At 39.8% G+C, this 25,711-nt stretch carries 18 protein-coding genes; 6 read left to right on the forward strand and 12 right to left on the reverse strand.

Annotated features, from left to right (window positions below; genetic code table 11):
• Positions 1–152: 152 nt before the first annotated feature.
• From JXQ92_RS03670 to JXQ92_RS03685, 4 genes are all read right to left on the reverse strand, one after another.
• The gene (locus JXQ92_RS03670) at positions 153–3,461 is read right to left on the reverse strand and encodes a WD40/YVTN/BNR-like repeat-containing protein (protein ID WP_421985229.1); all 3,309 of its coding nucleotides are present in this window, start codon (positions 3,459–3,461) and stop codon (positions 153–155) included.
• Between the two features lie 203 nt (positions 3,462–3,664).
• A complete protein-coding gene (locus JXQ92_RS03675) occupies positions 3,665–5,221 on the reverse strand; it encodes an Rne/Rng family ribonuclease (RefSeq protein ID WP_421985230.1) in 1,557 nt (518 codons plus the stop codon).
• Positions 5,222–5,395: 174 nt separating this feature from the next.
• The gene (locus JXQ92_RS03680) at positions 5,396–6,211 is read right to left on the reverse strand and encodes a tetratricopeptide repeat protein (protein WP_421985231.1); all 816 of its coding nucleotides are present in this window, start codon (positions 6,209–6,211) and stop codon (positions 5,396–5,398) included.
• Positions 6,212–6,231: 20 nt separating this feature from the next.
• The gene (locus JXQ92_RS03685; RefSeq protein WP_421985232.1) at positions 6,232–6,534 is read right to left on the reverse strand and encodes an HU family DNA-binding protein; all 303 of its coding nucleotides are present in this window, start codon (positions 6,532–6,534) and stop codon (positions 6,232–6,234) included.
• Between the two features lie 157 nt (positions 6,535–6,691).
• On the opposite strand from JXQ92_RS03685, the gene mutY reads away from it, so the two are divergent.
• The 5 genes from mutY to recG all read left to right on the forward strand — a co-directional run bounded on the left by mutY (position 6,692) and on the right by recG (position 12,344).
• Positions 6,692–7,750 carry an A/G-specific adenine glycosylase gene (gene mutY / locus JXQ92_RS03690; protein WP_421985233.1) on the forward strand — a complete coding sequence of 353 codons (1,059 nt, stop codon included), beginning with the start codon at positions 6,692–6,694 and terminating at the stop codon, positions 7,748–7,750.
• 39 nt (positions 7,751–7,789) lie between these two features.
• Positions 7,790–8,224, forward strand: coding sequence for a single-stranded DNA-binding protein (locus JXQ92_RS03695; RefSeq protein WP_421985234.1), 435 nt, complete (start codon positions 7,790–7,792; stop codon positions 8,222–8,224).
• Positions 8,225–8,245: 21 nt separating this feature from the next.
• The gene (gldE, locus tag JXQ92_RS03700; RefSeq protein WP_421985235.1) at positions 8,246–9,580 is read left to right on the forward strand and encodes a gliding motility-associated protein GldE; all 1,335 of its coding nucleotides are present in this window, start codon (positions 8,246–8,248) and stop codon (positions 9,578–9,580) included.
• Position 9,581: 1 nt separating this feature from the next.
• The gene (locus JXQ92_RS03705) at positions 9,582–10,175 is read left to right on the forward strand and encodes a gliding motility lipoprotein GldD (RefSeq protein WP_421985236.1); all 594 of its coding nucleotides are present in this window, start codon (positions 9,582–9,584) and stop codon (positions 10,173–10,175) included.
• Positions 10,176–10,250: 75 nt separating this feature from the next.
• Positions 10,251–12,344, forward strand: a complete 2,094-nt coding sequence (gene recG, locus JXQ92_RS03710) for an ATP-dependent DNA helicase RecG (RefSeq protein WP_421985237.1) — start codon at positions 10,251–10,253, stop codon at positions 12,342–12,344.
• Positions 12,345–12,351: 7 nt separating this feature from the next.
• Here the strand turns inward: recG and JXQ92_RS03715 are convergent, their stop codons facing one another.
• Positions 12,352–14,475 carry a DUF5916 domain-containing protein gene (locus tag JXQ92_RS03715; RefSeq protein WP_421985238.1) on the reverse strand — a complete coding sequence of 708 codons (2,124 nt, stop codon included), beginning with the start codon at positions 14,473–14,475 and terminating at the stop codon, positions 12,352–12,354.
• A gap of 164 nt (positions 14,476–14,639) precedes the next feature.
• On the opposite strand from JXQ92_RS03715, the gene JXQ92_RS03720 reads away from it, so the two are divergent.
• The gene (locus tag JXQ92_RS03720) at positions 14,640–15,437 is read left to right on the forward strand and encodes an MBL fold metallo-hydrolase (RefSeq protein ID WP_421985239.1); all 798 of its coding nucleotides are present in this window, start codon (positions 14,640–14,642) and stop codon (positions 15,435–15,437) included.
• Between the two features lie 14 nt (positions 15,438–15,451).
• Here JXQ92_RS03720 and JXQ92_RS03725 read toward each other — a convergent pair whose 3' ends face one another.
• From JXQ92_RS03725 to JXQ92_RS03755, 7 genes are all read right to left on the reverse strand, one after another.
• Complete coding sequence (locus JXQ92_RS03725) at positions 15,452–16,231, reverse strand: LytR/AlgR family response regulator transcription factor (protein WP_421985240.1); 780 nt, start codon at positions 16,229–16,231, stop codon at positions 15,452–15,454.
• Positions 16,228–17,286, reverse strand: a complete 1,059-nt coding sequence (locus JXQ92_RS03730; RefSeq protein WP_421985241.1) for a histidine kinase — start codon at positions 17,284–17,286, stop codon at positions 16,228–16,230. The genes JXQ92_RS03725 and JXQ92_RS03730 overlap by 4 nt, the downstream gene beginning before the upstream one ends.
• Complete coding sequence (locus JXQ92_RS03735; RefSeq protein ID WP_421985242.1) at positions 17,283–18,311, reverse strand: sensor histidine kinase; 1,029 nt, start codon at positions 18,309–18,311, stop codon at positions 17,283–17,285. The genes JXQ92_RS03730 and JXQ92_RS03735 overlap by 4 nt, the downstream gene beginning before the upstream one ends.
• A 75-nt stretch (positions 18,312–18,386) precedes the next feature.
• Positions 18,387–19,946, reverse strand: coding sequence for a hypothetical protein (locus tag JXQ92_RS03740; RefSeq protein ID WP_421985243.1), 1,560 nt, complete (start codon positions 19,944–19,946; stop codon positions 18,387–18,389).
• Between the two features lie 223 nt (positions 19,947–20,169).
• Positions 20,170–21,120 carry a pyridoxal-phosphate dependent enzyme gene (locus tag JXQ92_RS03745; protein WP_421985244.1) on the reverse strand — a complete coding sequence of 317 codons (951 nt, stop codon included), beginning with the start codon at positions 21,118–21,120 and terminating at the stop codon, positions 20,170–20,172.
• Positions 21,120–23,930: a DNA polymerase I gene (polA, locus tag JXQ92_RS03750; RefSeq protein WP_421985245.1), complete on the reverse strand. Its 2,811-nt coding sequence runs from the start codon at positions 23,928–23,930 to the stop codon at positions 21,120–21,122. Before polA ends, JXQ92_RS03745 begins: the two co-directional genes overlap by 1 nt.
• A 45-nt stretch (positions 23,931–23,975) precedes the next feature.
• The gene (locus JXQ92_RS03755) at positions 23,976–25,502 is read right to left on the reverse strand and encodes a S41 family peptidase (protein ID WP_421985246.1); all 1,527 of its coding nucleotides are present in this window, start codon (positions 25,500–25,502) and stop codon (positions 23,976–23,978) included.
• Positions 25,503–25,711: the final 209 nt, after the last annotated feature.

The following is a 25,711-nucleotide window of genomic DNA, read 5'->3' on the forward strand; positions in this document are numbered from 1 at the left end:
ATTTTTTTGCATTACAGCACAAAAAACTTGTAGATCATACTGCATGTTTGTACATGTAGTGTTCGTTTTTTGCCAATTCGGTCAATTTAGAGACACTTGATGAGTGTGGATAAATCTTAGGCGGCTCATTTGAGCCGCCTAAGCCAGAAGTGTTATTTTTTCCAATTTGGGAGCTTTCCAGGCATTTGTAGTGCCATGTTTCCTTCAAATTTCGCATCCATTGCTTCAAACGATTGTCTAATAGACTTTACATTTATAAGGATAGGGGCGAATTCATCTGCAGCAATATTGTAATTTCTCATTGATGTACCAGGTACGTTAGATGTAGAACCAAAAATATCGAATATGGCATTTTGCGCTCTTTGAGCAGTACTGTATTCCGCATCAATATCTAATCTACTTAAAGTTGGGTCCCCATTAATAGACATTTGTACAGCTTTTAACTCTTTCTCTAAGGCCAATACTTCTTTATAAAGTTGGTTTGCAGTTTCAGCAGGGTAAGTCTTAGTAGCGGCCTTATATTCTTGAACTTTGGTATTCAAATTTCTAAGTACAGTTTGTGTGGCATTAATTGCATTAACCAGTTTGATCGCCTTTTTCTTGAAAGCTGCCATCGCAGCCCAATCAGCTGCTGGAATACTTCTGTTTTCCAGTTCGGAAACTTCGAATTCAACGGGAGGATGTATTTGACTGAGTTCACCTTTAATATTTTGACTCATTGTAACGGTGTATGTTCCGGGAACAACGAAAATGTTTGAAGATGATAGGCTTTGGTTTTGGCTAGCTTGTCGTTGGTTTACCTGGCCGAAGCTCATATAAGTAAGGTCCCATACTACTTGATTCATGCCTTTTGAAAGCCCTTTTCTCAACTCACTAACGATATCGCCAGTCTTGTCTTTAATGGTAAACAGTAAATAGGACGGCAACTCATCTCCTTCAGCTTTGTATTCTTCTACTGTCGGATAAGGAATAGCTTCATTGTTCTTGAAGGCCTCTTTTTCCCTTTTTTGTCTTTCTCCCTTTAGAGAAGATGTTCCTTCTTTTAACCAATACTTAATTACTGCTCCTCGCTGTGGATTAGGAGATGTATGAAACATTTCTCCTTGAAACCCTTTTTGAGGCGAACCTAAACTACCTAGTGGAGTCCAAGTATTGAACATTTTGGATGGTTTAATTTCAAAAATATGCGCGTTTTTCTCGGTTACCTTATCAGCCAGTTCACGTAGTGCACTATAGTTGTCTAAAATGTAGAAACCCCTTCCAAAAGTGGCAACAGCGAGATCATTCTCTCTTTCTTGAATGGCTAAATCTCTGACATTGATTGTAGGTATGCCTGATTTTAAGGCAGACCAGCTATCTCCATTGTTGATGGATACATGGACACCATATTCGGTCCCTGCAAATAGAATATTTGGGTTTTTGTGATCCTGCTCAAGCGCATAAACAGCACCAGTAGGAAGGTTGCTGCTAATATTTTTCCAGTTATTGCCTTTATCGTTGCTTATATAGACGTAAGGGGTAAAATCTCCACTTTTGTGGTTATTGAAAACGGCGTAAACAGTGTTTACATCATGCTTTGACGCAATTAAATCGTAGACATACGTGTTTGCCGGAACACCCGGAAATTTATTGACTTGTTTCCAGTTTTTGCCATCGTCTTCGGTTATGCTGATTTGGCCATCATCAGATCCCACGTAGATCAAACCGGCGGAAAGCCTTGACTCGTCTAATGAAACCGCAGCACCATATCTAGATGTGGAAGCGTTCTTCGCTACAGCATCCATCGGCCAAATTTTACCCATGATTGGTAAGAGGTTTCTATCAATATCTTGGTCTAATTCTCCGCTGATCACTTCCCAAGAGTCACCCCTATCGGTGCTTTTGAAAAGCTTGTTGGCAGCGTAATACAATGTTTTATGATTATGAGGGCTCACCATTAAAGGAGCATCCCAGTTGAAATTATAGGCTTTTTCGCCTTTTCTTGGTCTTGGAATAATCGCTACGCCTTCTCCACTTTTTCTATCGAACCTTGTTAGACCGCCATTTTGATATTGGGCATATACGATGTTGTCATCCACTGGGTCTGGTACTGATTCAAAACCATCTCCACCTTGCGTAACAATCCAGTCGCTGCTGACTATTCCATGCTGACTAACGGTTTGTGATGGTCCGTGAAGACTATAGTTATCTTGTGTTCCGCCCATTACATTGTAGAAAGGCTCGGCGTTATCTACTGAGACTTTGTAGAATTGTGTTACCGGCAAGTTTGTAAAGAACTTCCAAGTTTTACCTTGATCGAATGACTCATAAACGCCGCCATCACAGCCTTGTAATAGGTGATGGTTGTTGTTAGGGTCAATCCACATGGCATGGTTATCCCAGTGTTTACTCTGTTCACCTAGATTGTTAAAAGTCTTTCCGCCATCTTCAGTAAAAGAAGTGAATGTATTGAGGAGGTAAACCCTGTCTTCGTCAACGGGGTCAGCTACTATTTCCTGATAATAATTTCCGCTTGATGATGTACCACTCATTTTACTCCAAGAAGCTGCGCGGTTGGTGCTTTTATAAAAACCACCTTGTCCATTTTGAGCCTCAACGACAGCGTAGATAATTTCTGGATTTGCCGGAGAAATTGTCATTCCAATACGTCCTTTATCAACACCAGGCAGTCCGCTATTTGCTTTTTCCCAAGTTGCGCCTGCATCTTTCGATTTATAAACACCAGACTCGGGACCACCGCCAAGGTAAGTCCATTGTCTTCTTCTTCTTTGGTGCGCCGTAGCATATAAAACATCGGGGTTTCTTGGGTCTATGTGAACCTCATTGACACCTGTATGCTCACTAATTTCTAATACTTTATTCCAATTCTCGCCACCATCGGTAGTTTTGTAAAGGCCGCGATCGCCTCCGGCACTCCAGAGCGGCCCAGTTGCAGCAACATATACTACATCAGAGTTTCTCGGGTCTACTTTAATCATTCCGATGTGTTCTGATTTACTTAACCCTACCTTTTTGAAAGAGGCGCCACCATTAACAGACTTGTATAAGCCATCTCCATAAGAGACAGATCTTTGGTTGTTGTTTTCACCCGTTCCTACCCAAATGACATTGGAGTTATTAGGGTCCATCGTGATAGAACCAATAGAATAGCTCCCATAATTTTCGAAAATGGGAGAGAAAGTTGTTCCAGCATTAGTTGTCTTCCAAACACCACCCGCTGCTGCTGCTACGTAAAATTCACTTGAGTTATTTGGGTTAACGGCTATGTCGGCAATTCTACCCGAAGTTAAGGCGGGTCCAATGCTCCTAAATTTTAGACTGCCAAGGGAGATCCCTTTAAGAGGGTCTTCAACAGCTGATTTATCTTGCTTCTTGTTTTTCTTTCGCTGGGCGAGGCCTTCGTGGCCAGACAAAGTGAAAATGATTAGCAAGGATAGGAGTAAGGAATAGTGTTTTTTCATGGCGTTTTAAGTTTGACGAAGGAATATAAATTAAATACTACAGATTGTGTAGTCGTCTTCCATCAAAGACCATAAAAAAAGGGCTAATCTCGCTTTTGTATAAAATCGCTCCAACTCATTGGTTGAGTAGAATAGGTTTTTTTATAAACCTAAAATCACCTTTCGGCAATTACGAAACATACGGCTGAGACAGCCCTTTTTCTTTATGCTTTCAGTTCTATTTCCTCGCCCTGTTTATTATAGAATGTATAATCCGATAGTCCGAGGGAACTGTCTTTTTCAATTTTTACCCAAGTATGGAATTTTCTATACCATTGCCATCTTTTAGAGAAGACACCTTGAGTGAAGTATGCTTGAAGGAAAGGATGTACTGCAATCGTAACACCTTTTTCGTTCTGAGTGCTTAAAATGTATTCCATGTTCTTTTCAATTTGATCAGAAACAAGAATAGTAGCACTCACTTTACCAGTTCCACCACAGGTAGGACAAACCTCTCTTGTAGTAATACTTAACTCAGGCCTTACACGCTGACGTGTAATTTGCATTAACCCAAACTTAGTAAGTGGTAAAATGGTGTTTTTAGCACGATCATCTGACATGATCTCTCGCATAAACTGATAAAGCTGCTTTTTATTTTCAGCTTTCCTCATGTCTATGAAGTCAATCACGATAATACCACCCATATCGCGTAACCTGAGTTGACGCGCTACTTCTTTGGCAGCCTCCATGTTCACCATCATAGCTGTTGCCTCCTGATCTTCACCAGCATTGGACTTATTGCCACTGTTGACGTCGATTACATGAAGAGCCTCAGTATGCTCAATGATGAGATAGCCTCCTTTTGGCAAACTTACAGACTTGCCAAATAATGACTTCATCTGTTTTTCTATACCAAAGGATTCGAAAACCTTAGCCTTACCGTTGTACAGCTTGGCAATCTTTTCTTTCTCTGGAGCTATTTTCTGGATAAAGCTTTTAATCTCTTCATGAATCTCTTTGTCGTCAGAAACAACACTATCAAATGATTCATTCAAGATATCCCTTAAGAGGGATGAAGCTCTGCTTACCTCGCCTATCACTTTATCTCTTGGGTTTACTTGATGGAGTTTTTTCATTCCATCTAACCAAGTATCGTGAAGGTTTCTGAGGTCTTTATCGAGTTCGCCTACGTTTTTTGTTTTCGCAACCGTTCTGATAATTACGCCAAAATTCTCTGGCTTAATAGACGATATAAGACGCAATAATCTTTTGCGCTCTTCACCATCCGTTATTTTTTTCGAAACGTTAATAGCGTTTGAAAAAGGCACTAAAACCATGTAGCGCCCCGCTATTGATAACTCACAAGTGAGTCGCGGCCCTTTTGTTGAAATCGGTTCTTTAACAACTTGAACAAGAATTTTTTGTCCCTTTGTTAAGACTTGGCTCATTTTGCCAAGTTTATTGATGTCATTTTCGTTCTTGAACTTACCCAGGCCACCTGTATTGTGTTTATTGGTAAGGGCCTGTTTGGTATACTTGTTAAGAGACTTTATCTGCGGACCTAAGTCTAAATAGTGCAGAAAAGCATCTTTTTCGTATCCAATATCAACGAACGCGGCATTTAAGCCTGGAACGATTTTTTTAACCGTTCCTAGATATATGTCACCGACTTTGAACTTACTTTCATCATTGTCGTGATGAAATTCTACTAAGTTCTTGTTTTTGAGAAGGGCTATACGACATCCACTTTGAGTTGAATTGATAATTAATTCATTACTCAATGGGATAGTATTTTATGTGAAAAAAGATCTAAAAATAAGTATAGCACATAAGAAGAAGTTGAAATTACTTCTTCTTATGTCTGTTTTTTCTTAGTCTTTTCTTTCTCTTATGAGTAGAGATCTTATGTCTTTTTCTTTTTTTACCGCAAGGCATAATTGTAATTTTTTAATGTTCTAACTAATTCTTTCGAGGTACTCGTCAGCAGCAGTTATGGTCTGCTCGTTGGCACCTAATTCTTTTACTTTGTTAAACTGTGTCCGTGCTTTCACCATTTGGCCTGTTTCGTAATAAGAAATTCCCAAAAAGAAATTTCCTTCTACATGATCAGGGTAATGTTCAACTAGTGTTTCAAACCTTTCAATAGCATTTGCATACTGATTGGTGTCAATTGACATGATACCCATACTGAATAGCGTCTTTAGATTTTTCGGATCAATATCCAAAATTTCTCTTAACATCATTATTCCTTGCATTGGGCTAGTTGAAGCAAGATACGTCATCGCAACATTGTGCTTTACATCGAGGTTGTTTGGCTCTTGCGCTAACACCTTGTCGTATGCTCGACGTGTCTTTTGGACCAGCATATTGATTTTAGACTTATCTAGCGCATAAGTAAATGCGTTGTAATAAGCATCACCAGCCTTCTGCCAGTGATCAATTTCATTAAATCTTTCAGCGAATAATTCTGCATAGTATGCAGCGCTGTCGTATTTATTAATTTCTATAAATACAGCCATTAAAGAATCAAGAGATTCTGGTTTTAGCTGTATCTGATCATTTACGATTAACTGACTCTTCCATGAGTTAATTCTCGGAAGAAATTCTTCCGGAATTTCAGTACTGTGATCCATGACTCCTCCTGGAACACTATCGTCGATGAACGTTGCTTCCTCTGGTGTACCACCATCAATCACCACTTTCGGTAGGCTATAAAGCCCAACCACTAGGAGAATGGCAACTACTGTGAGTATTACCTGAGGTTTATTCATAAAGCCTTATTGGCTTAAGTTTAACTATTAGCAGACTTAACTTTATCGCTGCTTTTTACTTGTTCAATGAAAACCTTTGACGGTTTAAAGCTAGGAACATAGTGCTCATCGATAACGATAGCGGTGTTCTTAGATATGTTTCTAGCAATTTTTTTAGCTCTCTTCTTGTTAACGAAGCTTCCAAATCCTCTCACGTAAATGTTTTCTCCTTCTGCCATTGAGTCTTTCACTACTGCAAAAAGAGTCTCAACAGTTGTAGTAACATCAGACCTGTCAATGCCTGTTTTATCGGCTATCTGATTGATAACATCTGCTTTAGTCACTGTATCTTATATTTTTAGGTTGATAATATTGTGTAAAAAACTAATTCCCAGTTATTTTGGCCTGCAAAATTAAGCGTTCGGCCCTAATTAAAAAACGTATTCAATAAAAAAGTTAAGTGGCAGGCTTTCAATAACTTCAATATTCAACCAAAACTCATTGGAAAGCGAAATATTTGTAAATCAATTAATTAGCTGGTATCGTCATCAAAAACGTGATTTACCATGGCGTCATTCTAAGGATCCATATAAGATTTGGCTTTCTGAAATTATTCTTCAGCAGACACGTGTCAATCAAGGTATGCCCTATTATCTACGATTTGTGGAGCAATACCCAACTGTAGATGATTTGGCCGAGGCCTCTGAGGCTGAGGTATTGCGTTTATGGCAAGGGTTGGGCTATTATTCAAGGGCTAGAAACCTGCACGCTTGTGCTAAAACGGTATCTACAGTATACGATGGAAAGTTTCCGGATACTTTTGAGGAGCTATTAAAACTGAAAGGAATAGGCCGATATACGGCTGCTGCAATAGCATCAATAGCTTTTGATCGCTCAAATGCCGTGGTTGACGGTAATGTATACCGAGTCCTTAGTCGCATTTTTGGTATATCAGATGATATATCAGATTCGAAAACGCTGAAAATTTTCGAAAAAAAGGCCAATGTGTTGATCGTTGATCAAAGCCCTGGAGAGTTCAACCAGGCCATTATGGATTTTGGGGCTATTCAATGCACACCAAAAAGCCCTTCATGTGCGATTTGCCCAATGAGTAGTTTTTGCTTTGCTTTTAATCAAGGTAAACAAGATACTTTACCAGTTAAAACGAAGAAAGTAAAAGTGAGGAACCGATATTTCTACTATTATATATATGAATATGGCGAACAAATACTGATGAAGGAACGCGGGCCCAAAGACATATGGCAAGGGCTTTACGACTTCCATTTAGAAGAATCACCAGTTTCTAAAGATGATGAGGCGGTGCTTTTACCTGCAGCCGATAAAGCTATTTTCTCACTTCAAGATTTTTCTGAAGAAGTAAAACATATATTGACCCATCAGCGAATTTTCACAAAATTCATTAGGCTACAGGTGAATGATTTAGGTAAATTTGAGTCTTTAGCGGCGGATAAAAATCTGACACCTTATAGAATGGAAGAAGTGCAGGAATTACCAAAGCCCATTCTCATTCAAAACTATTTGAAGCAAGCGTTTTTTTAATTAGATTCAGTAGACAGAATCGACATTTAAGCATAAAATATGGCAGGAGTAAATAAAGTGATCTTAGTGGGTAATTTAGGAAAAGACCCTGAAGTACGTCACTTAGACAATGGTAGAGCAGTAGCAAATTTTTCTCTAGCGACTAGTGAAACATACAAAAACAAAGCAGGCGAACGTGTTACAAATACGGAATGGCATAATGTAGTGCTTTGGACACCTTTAGCTGAAATTGCTGAAAGATTCTTGAAGAAAGGCGGTCAAGTATACATAGAAGGTAAACTCACTACCCGTTCTTGGGACGATCAAGAAGGAAATAAGAGATATACTACTGAAGTAGTTGGTCGTGAACTGACCTTGCTTGGTAGAGCCGAAGGTGGTGGAGGAGCTCCACAGAATGCCGGAGCGGTAAACACTCCAGCTGAAAGTCCCGTATCAACAATACCGGAAGACGATACAGACGACCTACCATTCTAATGTTGGACTAACGCGTATAATTTGGACTTACCCTCAGACGACCCCGAGCCTAGTTTAGCGCTCCTTTCTCAATTCGTAGAATTACCTTTTTCATATTGGTTAGTAAACAGTATTGCTTTTGCAGTGCTAATACTTGCCTCTGCCCTTATATCTGGTTCTGAAGTGGCATTTTTCTCCTTAAGCCGTGAACAGTTAAAGGATTTTGAGAAAGGAGATTCTCCTTCAGGCAATGCCATTATGAAGTTATTAAACAGGAGAAGGCATCTTTTGGCGACAATATTAATCATGAATAACCTGATTAATATTGCGATAGTAACACTCTCGACATTTTTCACTTGGAGCTTAGTGGGTACCAAAACAACTGAAGGCAAGGTCATTATTACCCTATCTATCATTGTCACATTCATCATTCTATTTTTCGGAGAGGTTGTTCCCAAAAACTTCGCAAATCAGCATAATGTAAAATTCGCTAAGGCAACAGCTAAAGGCCTCCTTTTACTAGAAAGACTTTTAAGACCCTTCTCCTTTTTTCTGATCGCGGTAACGAATGTCATTGAGAAAAACGTGGAAAAGAAAGGGCATGAAATTACCGTGGATGGCTTAAATCAGGCTCTTGAAATGACTACCGATGAAAATACATCGGAAGAAGAGAAAGGAATCCTAAAAGGTATTGTAAACTTTAGTACGCTTACGGTAAAACAAGTCATGAAATCGAGAATGGATATAACCGCGGTAGAAAACACCCTTGATTTCCATGAGTTGATGGATAAAATTAACAAGTGTGGTTTCTCTCGGATTCCCGTTTATAATGAAACCATAGATAAAATTGACGGCATCCTGTACATCAAAGACCTAATTTCTCATATAGAGCAAAATGAAGATTTTGCTTGGCAAGAATTGGTAAGGCCTGGGCTATATGTGCCAGAAAACAAGAAAGCGGATTCTTTGCTGAAGGACTTCCAAGCCCAAAGAGTGCATATGGCCATTGTGGTTGATGAATATGGAGGAACCTCTGGACTGATTACAATGGAGGATATAATTGAGGAAATTGTCGGCGAGATCAACGATGAATTCGACGATGAAGATGTAGCCTATAATAAACTTGACAACTCCACGTATATATTCGAAGGCAAAACTTCCTTAAACGACTTCTGCAAAATAGTAGGAGCAGAACAAACCTTTTTCGATGAAGTAAAAGGTGAAAGTGAATCCCTAGGTGGTTTGTTGTTAGAGATTAACGAAAAACTACCGAGAGCTGGTGAAAAAATATCATTTGAAAACTTCTTATTTACTATTGTAGCCGTAGACCCAAGGCGAATAAAACGGATTAGGGTACTGATAAAACCTACAAACTGATTTGACTAAAAGGAGAACATACTTTCTGCAATTATTGATTTTAGTGCTTATTGTAGTTTCTTCATGCGAGGAGGTTTACTTACCTAAACCCAGTGGTTACAATAGGATAGATTTACCAGACCATACCTATCAGTCACTGCCAGATACATTTCCCTACCAATTTGATTACTCTAGATATGCCGAGTTATTAGGCGACTCTAATAAACTTGCAGACCGATATTGGTCGAATTTATATTACCCTCAATTCGATGCCTTGGTTCAAATCACATACAAGGATTTAACGGAAGGAGACAACAGTGTTTCGACCCTTTTGAATGAGTCTTTTGCTTTAACGATGAAACACGATCGGCGGGCCTATGGCATTGAAGAAAAGCTAGTGCCAATACCGAATGGGCAAATAGCGAGTGTTACGCGTTTAGAAGGAGAAGTCCCGACACAGCTACAATTTTTCACCTCCGATTCTGTCAGACATTTTTTCAGAGGCGCGTTGTACTTTAATACGGCCACAAAAAACGATTCTTTAAAACCCGTTATCGATTTTATTACAAAAGATGTGCTGCATATGCTCAACTCCTTTGAGTGGAGGTATGAGTAGGTCTCGCTGTTTTGTTTTCGGTTAGATAACACACGGTAAAACCCCAATTTTCTCTTTTTTCAATTAGTTTTAAGCATGCCCTCATTCTTTAACACAAGTATTGAGTTTCTGAAAGGCGTTGGACCGCAAAAAGCGGCACTAATTGGTGCTGAACTATCCTTATTCACTTATGGTGACTTGGTACAACATTACCCTTTTAGGTATGAGGACAGGACTAAGTTTTACAAAGCGTCTGAAATTACAGGAAACTTGCCTTTTGTACAGGTCAAAGGACGCATTACTAAATTAGATACCGTCGGGGAGCTACGAAAAAAACGTTTAGTGGCTAGGTTTTCAGACGATACAGGCCATATAGAACTTGTTTGGTTTAAAGGGATTCCATGGGTAAGTAAGAAGCTCAAGCTTGGGGTAGACTATGTGGTATATGGTAAGCCTGCTGCTTACGGTAGAAAGGTAAACATAGCGCACCCGGAAATAGAGGTGCTAACAACCCAAAATGATAAAGCAGCGTTCCTTCAGCCGGTTTATCATACATCTGAAAAGATGAAAGCTAAGTTTTTGGATAGTCGAGCCATGTCTAAGCTCATTAGGCAAGTAATGGTACTTTCAGAACAGCACATCAGGGAAACGCTGCCTCAAAAGCTTACAGAACAGTTTAGTCTAATAGAAAAGAAATTCGCCCTATGGCATATTCACTTTCCTTCCAATACAGAGTTGCTTCAAAAAGCACAATTCAGACTAAAGTTTGAAGAGCTTTTCTTTATCCAGCTGAGGCTGCTTAAGCTTAAAATTTCGAGAATTGATAAGTTTCGGGGTCAAATATTTCGCGATTCGGCGCTGCTTACCTCTTTTTACAATGACCACTTACCATTTGACCTCACTAACGCTCAAAAGCGAGTAATTAAAGAGATTTATTTCGACATGAAATCAGGTAAGCAAATGAATCGTTTGCTTCAGGGTGATGTAGGCTCTGGAAAAACAATTGTCGGTTTTATATGCATGCTCCTGGTGGTGAGTTCAGGCAGCCAAGCCTCTATGATGGCACCAACCGAAATTCTTGCTGCACAGCATTATGAAGGACTTAAGGAATATGCTGACAAACTAGGCTTAGGCATTGCTAAACTCACAGGATCTTCAAAAACTAAAGAGCGGAGGGTGATTCATGAAGGTCTATTATCGGGTGAAATCAAAATTTTGGTAGGTACCCACGCCCTAATAGAAGATACTGTCCAATTTAAGAACCTAGGGCTTGCTATAATAGATGAACAGCACCGGTTTGGCGTAGCCCAACGGGCTAAACTCTGGAACAAGAATAAATCCGTTTACCCCCACATTCTTGTAATGACGGCCACGCCTATTCCAAGAACTTTGGCCATGACCCTTTATGGCGACTTAGATGTTTCGGTTATCGATGAAATGCCGGCGGGCAGAAAGCCTATTAAAACAATACATCAGTATGATGCCAAAAGACTAGAGGTTTTTGGTTTTATGAAGAAGGAAATTGCCAAAGGGCGCCAGATTTATGTAGTATATCCGCTGATTGAAGAATCTTCAAAACTAGATTTGAAGGACTTAATGGATGGCTATGAAAGTATTGCAAGAGCCTTTCCAGAAAACCATATCAGTATAGTTCATGGTAAAATGAAACCCAAAGACAAAGACTTTGAAATGCAACGCTTCGTCAACCATGAAACGCAGCTTATGGTGGCCACTACGGTTATTGAAGTGGGCGTAAATGTGCCCAATGCATCCGTCATGGTTATTGAAAATGCCGAACGCTTTGGTCTAGCGCAGCTTCACCAACTTAGAGGGAGAGTGGGTAGAGGAGCGGATCAATCTTATTGCATTCTTATGACAGATTATAAGCTAAGTAAGGAAGCGAAGACGAGAATAGAAACCATGGTGAAAACCAATAATGGCTTCGAGATTGCAGATGTAGATTTAAAGTTAAGGGGCCCGGGCGATATTACGGGCACACAACAAAGTGGCGTTTTGGACTTATTGATTGCGGATATAGCAACAGATAGTAAGATTCTGCAAATAGCTAGAAATGCAGCGAGTGATCTTTTAGAAGAAGACCCTGAACTGGCAAGTCCGGAGAACAGCAACATTCAAAGACATATTCAGTCTTTAAGTAAAACTACCGTAAACTGGGGTAGAATTTCTTAAGCCCCCCTTAAAATCGCCATAAATAGGACGCCTTAAAGAAGAAACCACTAAAGGTCTGTAAATAGTTGTCTGACGGTACGTAAGATTGCCCATCCCATTCGGTTCTTTCTAAAACCGTACTATAGCCCAAGTGCACCACGGTACCCGGTATGTAGGTGAAGGATGCTAAAAAGTTAGGGCTCCACACTTTTGAAAGGCTATTGTACTGACCAATTGCCCGAAAGAATAGGTATTGGTTAGCCTGATATACTAAACGACCGCGTACGATGTGTAGGTCGTAATATTTGGCATCCGTAGCCTCGCTGAACAGAGAAACAAAGTTATGCGCTAGCTGAAAATTCAATTTATCCGAAGCCTGATAGTCCACAGAATTTCTAATTCGTTTGCCATAGCCCTGTTCAGCCGATTGATAAAAAATACCATTGTCCCAATCGTAATTCGTGCTAATTCTTAGTCTTTTGTTTAGTTGAGAGCTAGCAGAAAGGCTGATCGAACCGTCTTTAAATTCTACGCCCTGAAAAATCTCTGTAGAGCGATCGGCTGAAACGCTAAACCTGGTATTCTTGGGCAAGTTTGCTGCGATAGACCCATAGAGAACACTCTCGTTTAGCCCACTGGGTTTGTCTTTCGTCAACGATCCATAAAGGGTAAAATCCCATCTTTGAACCAACTTATCCTTCTCTGGGAAAAGTTTTGGGCTCACTGATCCAGAAATCCTAGAAATGCCTGTTCTTGTAACAAAACCTACTTGAGACTGAAAATCTTGGGCGATGTCTTCGATAGTAAAATTGCCATTAAATGTTCTGGTGTTTCGAGAGACTCTTAGTGAGGTAGAATTATTACTGTTTGAGGCACTATTTCTATCGGCCTGTGTCACAGAATTTAAAAAGTTACCACTGATTACATTCGCTTCATTGAACCTATATTGTCCATCGAGGCCGAGAACCGTATTAAACCCGCCATTTCTTGCCCTGTGTGTTCCTATTAGGCCTAAATAACTATCTTGTTTAAAAGAACGCATATACCTTAGAATACCCACATCTGCTGTTTCATCTTCTGAGAAATCAGCCAAAGATTGGTCGGCCCGATCCAGCGCGTAAATTGTAGAGATGATATTTTTATCACCAATTTTCCCCGTCAACTTAGTGGCCGTTCTTGGCGATACAATGGTTCTCGTATTTACGACTTGCCGAATCGGCGAAAACATAGAGGTACCCGCAAAATTGAAGTTCTGGCTACCCTCTAAGAAAAAAGGTCGTCTTTCAGGGTAGTTTATCGCAAATCGCTGGTTCACCTCCACCTGCTGAGCGTCAGATTCCACCTGACTGAAATCCGGATTTATGGTGGCATCTAGCACCAGCTCTGAAGTAATGCCCACTTTGGCTGTTAAGCTAGGTTCAAAGTTATCGCTTGTTACACTTCGTCCACCTTCTTGAATCGTACTATTGCTGTAAGTAATGGCTGGTAATAACTCTAGAAGAGTGTATTTCCTCACGCCCGAATATTTTAAGGGCATCATCTGGGTTAAGAATGCAAAGCCCTTTTCAGGGTCTAAAGCAGGGTAAGAAACCTGTGTAGAAAGCCTAGAAATACGGCGTTCGAAAATTACACCCATCTCAACATCGCCCTCATCATCGCTATAACGAATACTTTTAAAAGGAATCTTAATTTCTACGCTATATCCTTCATCGTCAATTTTGGCAGCGCTATACCATATTAAGTCTACGCCAATATCTTCCGCACCAGCGGCGAACTGCGTATCCATTTGAATACCACTTGGATTTACGTAAAGGCCAAGTAGCGACTGGCCACCATTAAAAGTATCAAGGTTGATACAGATCCAGTCATCCGCTCTTATTCTGTCACGTGCCGCGATAGAAGTTTTGATTTTATCGGGTTCATCAAAGCATTTAATAGCGAAATAGAGGTTCTCCTCATCATGAGCCACGTAGGCTACGGTTTTAAAGGGGATGTCTTGACTGAAGTCGGGCACAAAAGTCTTAAAACCGCTTACAGTAGGACTTTTCTTCCAAATGTCATCGTCAAGTATACCGTCAATAACGGGAGCCGTTTCGGTATTTATAGATGTGACTTGCGCAATTCCAGACAGTGTAAAAAGTAGTAAGGACACCGTAAGGAGAAATCTTGAGTAGTGCTTCAACCCTAAAAAATTTGTATAAAATTACGCTTATGAAATGAAAATAGGTAACCACTTATACATTTCGTTTGTGCTAAACTTGCCCGTCTTGCCAAGAAATGTCCTTATCTTCAACTTCTATATAAATTACTACCCGAATGAAGCGTTTAGTGACCATTTTGATAATTATAATGCCTTTCCATCTTTTAGGGCAAGATTTAAAAATCACCTATATAGCCAATGAAGGCGTGCTGATCGCCAATCAAAACAAAAAAGTGTTGATAGATGCTCTTTTCGATGATTTCTATAAACAATATTTAAGTCCAAGTGCGGAGGCATTGTCCAAAATGATGGCTTCAGAAAACCCTTTCGATGGGGTTGATGTGGTACTGACGACTCATTTTCATAGAGACCATTTTGAGGCCAACATTACCGGTAATTTTCTAAAAGAACATCAAGAATCTGCGCTATTGAGTTCTAATCAGATCAAAGACGAACTCCAATCAAAATATGTTGATTACTCGAGCATTGAAAAAAGAGTAAAGGCACATGCTAGGGGAGTAAGCACTTTAAAAGAGGAAATAAACGGAGTGACAGTCTACTCTTTTTTCATGTATCATGCAGGAGGTGAACGAACCAAAAGTATAGAGAATATGGGATTTATAGTGGAGGTTGGTGATAAGAAAATATTGCACTTAGGAGACTCTGATATGAACCCAGAGCGCTTTAGGGAAGTAGATTTAGCAAAATATGAAATTGATATCGCGTTAGTTCCCTATTGGTATATGACAAGCGATGCCGGAATTGATATCATCAATAATAGCATTAAGCCTAAACAACTGATTGGGGTTCATTATCCTAAAGCACCATCTAAAACTGCGCTTGACGAGATAATGAAGAACTATCCTAAAGCCAGAGTTTTTAAAGAGGCGATGGAGTCTTTTTCTATGAAATAAAGTTGGCAGAATTTCTACTCCCCGTCAAACCACTGCTTAAAGGCGTTTACCTTTTCGCGGCTTACAATAATCTCCCTATCAAAATCTTGATGTAGGATAATTTTCAAGCGGCTATTGGAATAAACGAGTACGTCTTTAATAGCGTTAATCTCAATAATGAAGGTTCTGTTTACCCGAAAGAACTTCTTCGGGTCTAGCATTTCCTCTAGCGTTTCAAGTTTATAGTCAATGATTAACCTTCTTTTCTCATTGGTAACGATGTAGGCATTACGGCCCTCGGCATAGAAAAGCTCTATCTGATCGGTAGTAACGGATTTAATATGCTCTCCAATTTTCACCATGAAGCGCGTTTTATATTCGCGCTTACTCAGCATTTGCAAGGCGCTTTGCAAGTCGATTACCGAATTTGCTTCGGATTTACCAGGCTCAGATAGTTTGGTCTTTAAGTTCTTAAACTTGTCTAAGCTATCGGTTAACGCTTCAAAAGTGATTGGTTTTAAGAGGTAATCAATGCCATTGGCCTTGAAAGCCTCAATAGCATATTCATTAAAAGCGGTGGTGAAGATTACAGGAATATCGAGAGAAACTTCCTTGAAGATGTCGAAGCTAAGTCCATCTGTAAGCTGAATATCCATTAGAAGGAGGTCAGCGTCGCCGTCAGACTGCACCCAATGCACCGTTTCTTTTACGCTCATGGCACGACCTACAATGGTAATGCTTTCATCGTAACGATGTAAAAACCGCTCGATTTTCTCTGCGGCAGGTATTTCATCTTCTATGATAAAGACTCTCATATTTTATCGTTAATCTCTAGTATTGGCACCTTTATAAATACATCACCATAGGCCTTAATTTGTATTACAGGTTTATCTGTAAAGAAGGCGAAGGTTTCATGTAGGTTCTGAAAGCGATTTTTAATGTACTTATTATTGCTCAGTTTGTCATTTCCTTTGTGTTGAATGACTAAATAATCGTCCTCTCCGGCACAGTCTATGATGATATTTATGGGCTGCCAAGGTGATATAATGCTTCCATTGATCATACAGTCTAAAACCATTGGAATGGTGTTCGGCACTAAGTATTTGCTCGATAGATGAACGTCATTTTTAATGGTTAGCGAAACCTGATCTGGAAACTTTTCTTTGAACAGGTAAACCAAGTTTTTAGCTGCCCTAAGTTCATCTTCAAGTACAACAACTTCTTTCTTCCGGTTGTCTAAAATGTATCGGTAAACAAGGGCTAGCCTGTCTACAAAATCTTCTGCTGAGTTTAGGTTATGATGAACCAATGAAATCAGCGTTTCGAGACTCTGAAAAAGAAGATCGGGATTGATTTCATTATTAAAAATTTCGAGCTGATGCTCTAAGTTCTGACGCTTTAAATCTTCCTTCTTTAGCTCAGACTCATTCTTGATTGAAAGCAGATGAATACTGAGGAAAAAGAGGGTATAGAACATGGCGTTGATGCCATAGATTGTTGTGATTTTGTAAAGTATGGAAGAGAATGTGGAAAAGTATTCAGACTCTTCTATATAGCGATAATATCCATAAACTATTAGGCAAGTAACAACTGATCCGATGATTAAACTGCCTAGAAATAAGTATACAATGTTGATCGTTTTGCGAAGATCTTCTTGTACGCGCCTTTCAAAAAGTACAATAAGCAAGCGTACAGACTCTGCGACGGTATAAGCAAGTACAATACAAAGCAAAAGCTCATCAGTTAATACAGTTTCACTCAGTTGGCCCAAACTATTGTTGATCAATAGGATGAGGAAATACATCATGAGTCCGTAAACGGATGGTACTAAAGCCCTAAATAATGGTTGGTTGAGGAGGTTCTTCTTCATGCCGAGATCATTGGGAGTTTTACTTCGAAATAATCAGTGTCAAGAAGCTGAACTTCAAGCGGTGTGAAGAATGAATAACGCTTTCTTATGTTGTCTAAGCCTACTCTATGGCTCGCTGTTTTTGATGGTGTTCCAGTTTTATTATTGAGGATAATAATTTCTTCATCCGTTGCTCGGATATTGATTTTTAATGGGTTGTCATTACTTACAATATTGTGTTTAACAGCGTTTTCAACAAGTAACTGAAGCGTAAGCGGCGGAATGCTCTTGTCATAGTACTCCTGAGCAATCTCAATTTTCAATTCTACCGCTGTGGCATAGCGAATATTCAGTAGGTATCCGTAATCCTTTAGTGCCTCAATTTCATCGCTAATTGTTACGACAGTGGTTTCCTTTGTGTAAAGCACATAGTTAAACGTATCGGCTAGATTCCTTATAAAGTTTTCCGCTACATGAGGATCGCGATAGACTAAAGAGGAAATGGTGTTCATACTATTGAACAAGTAATGAGGGCTTAATTGGCTCTTTAATGCTTCGAATTGTAGTTCAAGCTGTTTTCTTTCAGATCGTAGTTTTCTAATCTGGCCTACGGAATATTCATTATAGCTAAACGTGTTAAATTCAATCAATGTGAGCACGAACATGGTTAGAAAAGAGAGCACAATAAGCTTAATCTCTATTTGCCTGATGAACATATCTTCAGGGAACATCTCATAGCTTATAATGCTTGTTACGTTTGCTAGCCAGCCTAATAAAATGAGCAGACTACCAAGGAAGAAAAAGTCTAAAAATAATCCGGCAGAAAATCGACTGAGGATACTTTTTCGCCATGGCAACTTTTGATTAAGCCAATGGTTGATTTTGTAGATACCGAAACCTGAAGTAATCGATATGATGATAGTGAACGCATAAAGATTGAAGTCTTCAATAACGTTGGGAAGCGTTTCAAATTCCGCGTAAAACAGATAGAATAGAAAAAGCAGGCCCACAATTATAAATAGTGGTAGCCTCAACAGCTTCGACATTGATCAGTGAGTTTTTATGAAGATAATAAAAAAGTGATGCTCTTGGACAAAGGCATCACTTCTGGATAGAAAACACTAGTCTATGCAACGCGCTACTCTTCCGTAGTACGTGTCATTCTTGATTTGTCTAGCGACTCTTTTGAATTCTTTCTGAACTTCTGCGTCTCCCTCAGAAACAGCATCACATGCACGCTTTAATACTTCAGACTTATAGTAGTCAGAGCCTATCGATGCTGTTGTTTTTAACGCATTTAAAAGATGCACTTTTTTCAAGTCTCTTTGATCGAGTACTTTTTTCAGGATGTTCACTTTGTAGTGATCTGAATCAATGTCTGCCACACGATCGAGCACTTTAGCGTAATCAGAGTCCGTTAATTCTTGTTCTTTTAATATTTCAGTTAAGATTTGGCTTGCATAGTTGTCAGACTTCATGTCTTCAACTGTACCTAATATCGAATCGAAATACTTTTCTGAAACGTCTTGATTTTCGAACAAGTCTTTCACGATCATATTCTTGTAATGATCGTTTTTCATGTATTTCAGCTTCTCCATAATGGCTTCAACTACTTTGTCCGAAACCTCTCTATTATTTAACATAGAGCGGAAAGTTTCAGTAACGTAGTGATCATTTCCAATGTTAGAAACTGCACCCATTAAGTTTTCAAAAGCTTTGTCAGATAAATTGGGACGATCTAGTGCTTCTTTTAAAACAGTAGTTGCATAATGATCATTGTTAATATCAGCTGCCGACTTTACGATTTCGTTAATCAAGTTATCGTTCAAATCTCTTCTGTCTAATAGGTCTTTGTACACATTAACTTTATAATGGTCATTGCCCATTTTATCAGCAGCCTGTAGTACTCTAATCGTAGCCTTTTCGCTAAGATCTTCTCTCATTGCTTCTTTTAGAATCATAGAGACGTAGTGATCATTTTTCATTCTGGAAGTTGCCGCTAGGAAAGCTTCCGTAGACTTTTCAGTCTTTAGGAATTTCTCGCTGTGGTCTTTGAAAACCTCTGAGATGTAATGATCATTGTCCAACGCTCTAGGCACGAAAGCGGCTACTTTTTCAAGTTCTTTATCGTTTAAATCATAGTTTCCGAGCAATAACTTCAGATAAACATGACTGATATGATCGTTTCGAATCTCACTAACTTCGTCTAAAACGCCATCTAAGCCACCTTTTTTATAGAACCGGTCTACTCTAGACTCGGCACCAATGGCAGTGGTTCTGATTACTTGAATCAAAACATCGGCTAAAAATTCTTCAGCTTCCTTGCCCCACTCTTGAACGCGTCGACCTACGCGGTATTCATACGAAATGGTGCCATCTGAATTTGGCTCAGCTAAAATCTCTTTTCTTTTTCCAAAAGAGGTTTTTCTAAAGAAGATGTATCCTCTTTTAGAAATTGACTTAATGGATTTATCGTCTTCGGTGAATTCAATGTCACCTTCGTACTCTACATTAAGGCTTTGCGACCCTGATTTGTGGGTGTATCTAGAAGATCCGTTTTTGACCGAAACGGTTGTACTAGTACGTTGGGCTTGCGCGTCTTTGGCAATCATGAATAACGCCAAAAATGCTATGGCAATTCCCATGACGATACTTCTGTTCTTTAATTTCTGAGCTTTCATCTTTTAACCTTTTTTGTTTAGTGTTTTCCTGCTTAGTGGGCGACCAACCCACTACAGGAGAACTTGAGTTTTTGACCTTTGACAAATCCATCTTGTTGTTATTGACAGATCTACAATACAATGATCATAAGATTACAAACAACAAAAAACCAATATGAAATGAACTGTCAGGTTTCTGAACTGAACTGTCGAAAGCGTGTTAACTTCTGTTTTTATAGAAGTTTTAGAAGGGCAATTTTGCTAGGTCTACGTTGCCACCGGTTAAGATAACACCAACCTTTTTTCCTTGAAAAGGGGCCTTATACTTTAATAAGGCTGCTACTGGTACGGCGCATGAGGGTTCTATGATGATCTTCATCCGTTCCCAGATCAATCGCATGGCTTCTACAATTTCCTCATCTGTAACAACTAGAATGTCTTTGACGAGATGTTTTATGATGCCGAAGTTTTTATCGCCCATGCTGGCCAGCAAGCCATCGGCAATGGAAGAGGGCTTTTCTACTTTGGTTATTTCTCCCTTCTGCATTGAAAGGTAAGTGTCCTGCGCTCCTTCGGGTTCTCCAGCGTATACTTCAATCTTGGGCTGGGTATAGTGGCAGGTTAAGGCCGTTCCGGCTAGCAAGCCACCGCCACCAACGGGAGCTATTACAATATCCAAATCTTGCTGCTCGGCTAAGAGCTCTTTAGCGCAAGTAGCTTGCCCCGTGATGACGGAGTAATCGTTATAAGGTGAAATGAATGTTGCTCCTGTTTCTTCTTGAATTCTGGTGGCATTCTCTTCTCTCGATTGCTGCGTAGGTTCGCAGAAGGTTATTTGTGCACCATAACCAGCGACAGCTTTCTTTTTTACTTCAGGTGCTGTTTTAGGCATAACTATATAGGCGGGTACTCCGGCCATTTTTGCTGCAAGGGCTATTGCTTGTGCATGGTTTCCGGAACTATGCGTTACTACTCCATTCTGCCGCTGTGCTTCGGGTAAAGACATTACTGCATTTACGCCACCGCGGGCTTTAAACGCACCTATCTTCTGGAAATTCTCACATTTAAAGTAAAGTTCGCAGCCTGCTATTTCATTAACACTTTCAGAAGTAAGAATGGGTGTTTTATGAATATAGGGAGATATTAGTTCGTGTGCTTTCTGAATCTCTTGATATGAAATAGGTAGTTCTATCATTAATGTGCGATTAACCAGTTTTCACCAATACCTACTTCTACATCCATAGGAATATCCATCGGGATGGCGTTTCTCATTAAATCAGGAATTTTTGATTTCATGATGTCTAGCTCAGTTTTATGAACGTCGAAAACGAGTTCATCATGAACCTGCATGATCATTTTAGATTTTAAGCCTTCAGCATTCATCCAGTTATGAATATTGATCATGGCCACTTTTATCATGTCGGCAGCACTTCCTTGAATAGGGGCGTTAATGGCATTTCTTTCGGCGTGGCCACGAACGGTCATGTTTTTGGAATGGATATCTCTTAAATAGCGTCGCCTTCCTAAAATGGTTTCTACATAAGTAAATTCTCTTGCTTTGTTTACTTGGCTGTCCATATAGCGTTTTACGCCAGGAAACTCATTGAAGTAAGCGGTTATCATTTGCTGTGCTTCCGTTCTAGAAATACCGATATTCTGGGCTAAGCCAAATGCTGATATGCCATATATTAAACCAAAGTTTACCTCTTTAGCTTTTCTACGCATATCTCTATCCACTTCTTCTAAGGATACCCCAAATACCTTTGATGCGGTTGTTGAGTGAATGTCTCTACCAGACCTAAAAGCTTCCATCATGCTTTCATCTTCCGCTAAGGCGGCCACTATTCTGAGCTCTATTTGAGAGTAATCTGCCGCCATGAGCACGTGATCTTCGGAACGAGGAATAAAGGCCTTTCGAATCTCTCTACCTTTAGTCGTTCTAATCGGGATGTTCTGTAAGTTGGGGTTGTTAGAACTTAACCTACCTGTGGCAGCAACAGCTTGGCGGTAGTCGGTATGTACTAAACCGTCCACCGGGCTGATCATTGTTGGCAATGCGTCAACGTAAGTGGACTTCAACTTTTGATACTCTCTAAACTCTAATATTCTTCGTGCGATATCATGTTCAACGGCGAGTTTAGATAGAATTTCTTCTCCTGTAGCATACTGACCAGTTTTCGTCTTCTTTGGTTTGTCTACCAGCTTAAGCTTATCAAAAAGAATGACACCTAGTTGCTTTGGCGAAGCAACATTAAACTCTTCGCCGGCCATGGCAAAAATCTCATCTCTCGCAATACGACTTTCTTCTTCAAGTTCTTTCGACATAGCTGCTAAAACGCTGGTGTCTATTTTAACGCCGTTATACTCAACATCAGCAAGCACATGCATTAATGGAATTTCTACTTCATTGAAGAGTTTTTTAAGATCACCGTCTGCTAATAATGGCGATAGACTTTGTTTGAGCTGTAAAGTGATATCAGCGTCTTCGCCGGCATATTCTACCACTTGATGAACCGGTACATCGCGCATGTTGCCTTGTTTACTCCCTTTCTTGCCGATCAATTCTGTGATTGAAACGGGACTGTAATTCAAGTAATTTTCCGCTAATACGTCCATGTTATGCCGTGTATCGGGGTCGATAAGATAATGGGCAAGCATAGTATCGAAAATTGGTCCTTTGACCGCTACGTTGTAATTCTTCAGTATCTGAATATCATACTTAGCGTTCTGAGCAATTTTAGTGATGGTCTCACTTTCGAATACTTCTCTAAACTCTTCAACAATGCGGGTTGCTTCGGCCTTGTCATCCGGAGGGGTTGGTACGTAATACGCCTCCCCATTTTGATAGGAAAATGAAAGCCCGACTAGGTTAGCTTCAATCGGCTCAAGACTATCTGTTTCAGTATCAAAACAGATTTCATCTTGTCTTAAAAGAAACTTTATGAGTCTTTTTCTGAGCGCAGGTGAATCTGTGAGGTGATAATTATGCTCAGTATTCTTGATAGTCTTTTTCTCTTCTACTTCTTCCGCTTCATTGGGATTTATTGTTGGGGCGTTTTCTCCAAAAAGACCCATTTGTTCGGAAGCGGCTGGTTTAGGCTTGGTTGTTTTTGGCGTGCTAGTTGGCTGACCTAATATTCGTTTTAGCGTAGTTCTAAACTCAAGGTCTTCAAAGATGGCCGTCAGTTTTTCAACATCTGGGCCCGTGTATTTCATGTCCTCTTCTACAAATTCTAGCGGGACATTAATTTCTATGCGCGCAAGTTCTTTTGAGAGTATGCCTTGTGCACCAAACTCAGCAACCTTCTCGCCCATTTTGCCTTTTAATTCATGGGCATGGGCGACTATGTTCTCTACAGTATCGTATTGCTTCAGCAGTTTGGCTGCTGTTTTGGGCCCTACACTCGGTATACCTGGAATATTATCAACAGCATCACCTTGTAAACCGAGCATGTCTACTACTTGATCGATTCTTTGAATATCCCATTTGGCTAGAATTTCTGGAACGCCCATTACATCGACAGAATTACCCATAAATGCTGGCTTATAAAGGTAAATGTGCTCCTCTACGAGTTGGCCATAGTCTTTGTCCGGAGTCATCATAAATACTTCGAAACCCTGTCGAGCTGCTTTTTTAGCAAAAGTGCCTATAACATCATCTGCTTCGTAGCCATCTAGCTCTAGCACTGGTATGTTAAAAGCCCTTACAATATCTTTTATAATTGGGGTACCTATTTTAATATCCTCCGGTGTTTCTTCTCGGTTGGCCTTATAGGGTTCGTACTGCACATGCCTAAAAGTAGGGGCGCTTGTATCGAAGGCCACAGCAATGTGCGTAGGTTTCTTTTTATCAATGATTTCGTAAAGGCTATTGGTAAACCCAAAAGGGGCACCAGTATTAAGTCCTTTCGAATTTATTCTTGGGTTTTTACTAAAGGCAAAGTGGGCTCTGTAGATAAGCGCCATTGCGTCGAGAAGAAAAAGGGATTTTTCCGGTTTGCTCATACTATAAAGGTAAGTATTCCGGAAAATTGAGAAAGAGGAATTTATTTAATTAGAACCGTAAGGATTATCAATGCTAATTAAGTTGAGGGCATGGTTTAGAACAATGTCCTTTTTGGATAATAAATCAGTAAGGTTTGGTTGAATAAGGTAATCTGGAAATGTACCTCTTCCTTTATTTCCTTCAGTTACGTTCAGGAACTCTTCATATATAACAGGTACTTGAAGCATGGTTTGCGTATTCGGCAAGCTATACTTTACAATCATATTTGCGGCACGTCCAACATGAGCTCCACCAGTTTCTTCTCCAATGAGGACGACATTGTCCATCTGACCAAGAATTCTGGCTAAGTCTGCTGCTGCTGAAAATGTTTTGCCAGAGATTAAGACATAGATTTTGCCGTCGAAACGAGAACCCTCCCAGTCTTTGGCTTCACCACCCTCAAATTCGTCGTACCAGTTAAGAACAGGTGCTTCAAAATGATCTTCGCTTTCAGTTTTGAAATACTTCTGAAGGTAGTTGTTGGCGTGTTCAAAAGCCTCATCCGATTTCAAACGTCCATTAATAGAAGACACATATTCTTCCATTAGGATGTTTTGAGACCTAGTATATGTTGCGGATGGGTCGTTAAGTTTATCCCCTGTCAAAAACTGATAGAGAATATTTAATAATCTGCGATCGCCCCCTTCATTGATCCTCAAATCAATAATAAGATTTTCAAAGTCGAACTCTTTGTCATCCTCATTATAACGTGACGTTACTTTTTCATGAAACCAGTCAGGGTTTGCCTGGAATGTATTCAAAGTCAAAATGAGAGTCTGAAGAGAGTCAATCGCATCAAGATGTGTAAAACGGTTATATCTTTCGTGTGATAGATTTATTGGTCGGTAATAATTGTTGGCCAGCATGTTGTTACCAGAAACGGCCTGTATTTGAATGTCTTTTTGTTCTCCGTTCGGTGCCTGATAACTAACCTCGAACATATCTGAAGCACCATGTTTTAGGAAGAAGTAGTATCCGAACTTGCTTTCAATTTCTCTAAGAGGTTTTGTAGAACTGAAACCATCAGTCACCGTAATTTTGATTAATTCTGAAATGAGGTTATCTGTGTTTACACCATTGATAGTCATTAGCTGAGCACCGTGAGGTATGTCGGACTGTTCGAAGTCGACAAAAATATTGCCTTCTATAATTTTAATTGGAAGTGGGAAAAACTGCGTTTGTGAAATGGTAGACTTTAAAAGCTTTGACTCCATTTTGACCACTGTATGGCCGCAGAGCAACTGATTATTAAGTTCAGACAGCACTACTTCGAATTGCTTTAAAGATATAGCAGCGGGAAGCGCTTCAATTTTGTCGTTGACAAATTGTTGAAACGCTTCCCGGCTAATGTACTGGTATGGGTTGCCATGCTGCTGGTCAATGATTTTGAAGTAAACTTCTAGATCATTGACCGCTTCTTGACGTGTAATAGTTCGATTGCTGTTGCTAGCAAAAAGGGAGACAGTCGCCATTAGTGCTAAAACACTAACGATTACTATCTTATTGATTGTACTTTTTAATTCCGTTATCATAACCCTGTTGATTGGTAATCAGGGTGATGAGTCAGTCCGCTTGTTTAAAAAAAGTAGCGGCAATTTCCTCCTAAGAATTGGCCATAAATTGGTTCAATACCTAGTTTTGGATATTGGTAATTCGCGTAGTTCGATCGGCAAATCACTTCATCTCACCCTGAAATCAGGGCATAGGAATTACGAGTACGTTAAAAACGTATTAGTTAAGT

Origin of the sequence: Roseivirga sp., from assembly GCF_049099775.1 — a bacterium.
GTDB lineage: Bacteria > Bacteroidota > Bacteroidia > Cytophagales > Cyclobacteriaceae > Roseivirga.

Bases quoted from the DNA above. Each gene is read 5' to 3' on its own strand.
- JXQ92_RS03720 (WP_421985239.1), top strand. From the start codon at position 14,640: ATGAAGCGTTTAGTGACCATTTTGATAATTATAATGCCTTTCCATCTT.
- JXQ92_RS03695 (WP_421985234.1), top strand. From the start codon at position 7,790: ATGGCAGGAGTAAATAAAGTGATCTTAGTGGGTAATTTAGGAAAAGAC.
- recG (WP_421985237.1), top strand. From the start codon at position 10,251: ATGCCCTCATTCTTTAACACAAGTATTGAGTTTCTGAAAGGCGTTGGA.
- JXQ92_RS03730 (WP_421985241.1), bottom strand. From the start codon at position 17,286: ATGAAGAAGAACCTCCTCAACCAACCATTATTTAGGGCTTTAGTACCA.
- JXQ92_RS03670 (WP_421985229.1), bottom strand. From the start codon at position 3,461: ATGAAAAAACACTATTCCTTACTCCTATCCTTGCTAATCATTTTCACT.
- polA (WP_421985245.1), bottom strand. From the start codon at position 23,930: ATGAGCAAACCGGAAAAATCCCTTTTTCTTCTCGACGCAATGGCGCTT.
- JXQ92_RS03745 (WP_421985244.1), bottom strand. From the start codon at position 21,120: ATGATAGAACTACCTATTTCATATCAAGAGATTCAGAAAGCACACGAA.
- JXQ92_RS03735 (WP_421985242.1), bottom strand. From the start codon at position 18,311: ATGTCGAAGCTGTTGAGGCTACCACTATTTATAATTGTGGGCCTGCTT.
- JXQ92_RS03755 (WP_421985246.1), bottom strand. From the start codon at position 25,502: ATGATAACGGAATTAAAAAGTACAATCAATAAGATAGTAATCGTTAGT.
- JXQ92_RS03680 (WP_421985231.1), bottom strand. From the start codon at position 6,211: ATGAATAAACCTCAGGTAATACTCACAGTAGTTGCCATTCTCCTAGTG.
- JXQ92_RS03725 (WP_421985240.1), bottom strand. From the start codon at position 16,231: ATGAGAGTCTTTATCATAGAAGATGAAATACCTGCCGCAGAGAAAATC.
- JXQ92_RS03740 (WP_421985243.1), bottom strand. From the start codon at position 19,946: ATGAAAGCTCAGAAATTAAAGAACAGAAGTATCGTCATGGGAATTGCC.